Origin of the sequence: Paracoccus beibuensis (assembly GCF_026162625.1) — a bacterium.
Taxonomy (GTDB): domain Bacteria; phylum Pseudomonadota; class Alphaproteobacteria; order Rhodobacterales; family Rhodobacteraceae; genus Paracoccus; species Paracoccus beibuensis.
Map to the genome: position 1 here is coordinate 1 of NZ_JAOTBD010000079.1, position 3031 is coordinate 3031.

The following is a 3031-nucleotide window of genomic DNA, read 5'->3' on the forward strand; positions in this document are numbered from 1 at the left end:
TGCTGATGAACCCGAAGAAGCTGTATCGGCTCTATCTCGATGAAGGGCTGTCGGTCCGGCGCCGGCGTGGCCGCAAGCGTGCCCGAGGCGCACGAACGCCGATGCTGCTGGCCCTGATGCCCAACCAGCGTTGGTCGCTGGACTTCGTGGCGGACACGTTCGGGGCGTCGCGCAACTTCCGGATCCTGGCGGTGATCGACGACTGCTGCCGCGAGAACCCGTGTCTGATCGCCGACACCTGCATCTGGGGCGCCAGGGTGGCCCGCGCGTTGGATGCACCGGTGCGGATCTACGGCAAGCCCGACTGTATCGTCAGCGACAACGGGACCGAGTTGGCCCGGCGGTCTACCTAAAACCGATGTTCTGGCCGAGGGGAACGACCTGGTCTGTTCGGCCTGAGACATCATTGGGGGATGTGAAGCCCGGACAGGACGTGCTGGTCTTCGACGACGCGGGCCTGCAGGCCGCCGATGCCATCGCTGCGACCGGCGCACGGATCGAGATCGTGACGCCCGACCGCAGCTTCGCGCCCGGGGTGATGGCGATGAACCTGGTGCCCTACATGCGCAGCCTGCACCGCCGCGACGTCACCTTCACGGTGACTTTCCGCACTGGACCGTAATCGAGAACGTCGCCTATGGCCTGAAGGTCAAGGGCATCGCCGCTGCCGAATGGCGCGCGAGGGCGTTGGAGACGTTGGATCAGGTCGGCCTCGGGACTTGGGCCGACGCGCTGCCGCCGCGGCTGTCGGGCGGCATGCAGCAGCGCGTGTCCCCAGCCCGGTGCCACGGGCACGACGCGAACGCCTTGGGGCGCGACTTCCTTCGACAGGCTCTTGCTGTAGACCAACAGGGCTGCCTTCGCTGCGGCATAGGCCGTGGTAGCCCCGGGGAGCGGCAGCAGGCGCTGGGTTGACGTGACGTGGATCACCACGCCCGAGCCCTGTGCGACCATGCCCGGCACCGGCGCTCGGCCAAGACGCAGTGCGGGCAGCAGGTTCAGCGCGATCTCGGCTTGCCATTCCTCATCGCTCAAGGCCCCAAAACGACCGCCGGGAGCCGAGGACCTGCCAAGCATGTGGACAATAATGTCAGCACCGCCAATCCGGTCCTGCACGCCCGCGGCAGTTGTCTGGCATCCTTCCAGACTCGTCAGATCGGCGGCGACGAACTGTCTTCCGGCAGGCCCGCGGGCTTGCGCGCGGTGGTCAGAACCTGCGCACCAAGCTCATGAAAAAGCGCCACGGTGGCTGCGCTCGCGCCCTGCGTGCCGCCGGTGATCAGGACTCGCTTGCTCTTCAGCGTAAGGAACTCGGGCATCATCCGATCTCGGGGTGGGAGATATGGTCCTTGGAAAGCCCGAAGGTGAAGGACAACACCAACGGGCTGCCGGAAAAATCGCCGGTGACGGGCACTGGGACGACAGTCTTTCCTCAGGCCTGCGACACGTCGATGGGGTCGGCCCGATGGTGATATTTGGCCTTGGCAGTCAGCCACCAGTTTAGGATCGCCTGCGGGACGCAATGGCTTTGTCCCTCGTCCTGCACGCTGCGGCAAGCACATCAGCGTCCTGCGGCGCGCGAGCGGTGAAACAGGTAGTCACGGGGCGTGTCAGCTGCATGACTGTTCCTTTCGGCTTCGCCTACCGGTCAACATAGAGCTGGACGGTCACGCGGATATTCAGGATAAATCGGCATCTGAAGATGACCGGATCGCGACAATGAATGGCGGGTTGAACCGGCTGGAGGCTGTCTTGGCGATCGCACGCCCCGGCTCGTTCCGGGCGGCCGCACGGGATCTGAACATGTCCACCACCCCGCTATCGCACACCATCGCGCGGCTCGAAGCCGCCGTGGGCGAGCGCCTCTTCAACCGCACCACGCCTAGCGTGTCCCTGAACGACGCAGGGCGCAAATTTGTCGAGGATCACTCCTGCCGTGACCGAGATCCGCGGAGCGATGGAGGCGGTGCGGTCGCAGCGCCGGACACCGGGTGATCTCCTGCGGATCGACGCGTCGGTTCACGCAGGACGAGAGATCACGCCGCTGGTCCTGGCCGTCCTGCGTCAAGACCCGGACATGAAGGTCGATCTGGTCACTGAAGGGCGGCTGGTGGACATCGTGGCGGAGGGGTTCGATCTGGAGCTGCGCCCGCCGATCTGGTGCCGCGCGACATGATCCCCTGCATTTGGGGAGACCGCAGCGCTATGCCGTGCCCGCGTCGCCGGATTGGGTAGCGGCCTATGGCAAACCCCTGACCCCGGCGGATCTGCCCCTGCGCGACTGCATCAGCGTTCGCCTGCCGAACAGCGCACTGTTCCGCTGGTCGTTCCAGCGCGACGGTGAGCCGGTGCAGATCGAGGCTCCGGACCGCCTAACCTTGAACGAGGCCGCCGTCGCCCGGACAGCCGTGCTGGATGGGGCAGGCATCGGGTTCTTCATCGAACAAGACGTGGCTGAAAACATCGCCGCCGGACACCTGGTGGGGCTGCTCGACGACTGGACCCCGCCCCGGCCGGGCTCGAGCCTTTACTATCCCGGACGCCGCAACCCGTCGGCAGGCTTCACTGCCTTCCGCAATTTGGTGAGGCACACGGCCATACAGGATGCCACCGTTGGAGAGTGCGCCAATGGATCGCGGCCCCCATCGGCCGATCAGGCTCCCCCAGGTGGGGTGGTATGGCTTCTCGGAAGCGGCCGTTGCGGCACGACACCGGAAAGGTGTTGGCCGAAAGGACGAAGTACAGGACAAAGCCGCCGCCTTCTGTCGACGATGCCCTCAGCCTTCTTGCGTGCCGTTGACCGCCAGAAACCTCGGAGTTTCGGCGGTTTCCCGTGCGGCGCGACGTGCCGGCGTGACTTTGGCGGCGTGCAGAGCCGATATCGGAGAAACCTACCATACGGAGATCTGCGGTAAGCGGCGTCTGAGCCCCACGTTGCTTAGCTGAGGCGGTATTGCGAAGTCCTTTTCATCGTTTGATGGGAATGCGTTTCGCAATGTGTGCCAAGAATTCGTTTCTCACTTCCCTGGGT

The 3031-nt window shown here is 65.1% G+C and carries 3 protein-coding genes and 2 pseudogenes; 3 read left to right on the top strand and 2 right to left on the bottom strand.

From position 1 onward, the window contains the following. A pseudogene (locus OC159_RS19745) lies at nucleotides 1-347 on the top strand (IS3 family transposase); the annotation flags it as partial. Between the two features lie 68 nt (nucleotides 348-415). Further along, on the top strand, nucleotides 416-622 hold the full coding sequence (locus OC159_RS19750) for a hypothetical protein (protein ID WP_407674164.1): 207 nt from the start codon (nucleotides 416-418) through the stop codon (nucleotides 620-622). Here OC159_RS19750 and OC159_RS19755 read toward each other — a convergent pair. Then, complete coding sequence (locus tag OC159_RS19755; RefSeq protein WP_322626755.1) at nucleotides 559-1155, bottom strand: SDR family NAD(P)-dependent oxidoreductase; 597 nt, start codon at nucleotides 1153-1155, stop codon at nucleotides 559-561. The two genes, OC159_RS19750 and OC159_RS19755, sit on opposite strands and share 64 nt — an antisense overlap. Next, nucleotides 1152-1322, bottom strand: a complete 171-nt coding sequence (locus tag OC159_RS19760; RefSeq protein ID WP_265502940.1) for a hypothetical protein — start codon at nucleotides 1320-1322, stop codon at nucleotides 1152-1154. Before OC159_RS19760 ends, OC159_RS19755 begins: the two co-directional genes overlap by 4 nt. 397 nt (nucleotides 1323-1719) lie before the next feature. Between OC159_RS19760 and OC159_RS19765 the strand changes: the two are divergent. Next, nucleotides 1720-2588 (top strand): annotated as a pseudogene (locus OC159_RS19765) (LysR family transcriptional regulator); the annotation flags it as partial. Between the last annotated feature and the right edge of the window lie 443 nt (nucleotides 2589-3031).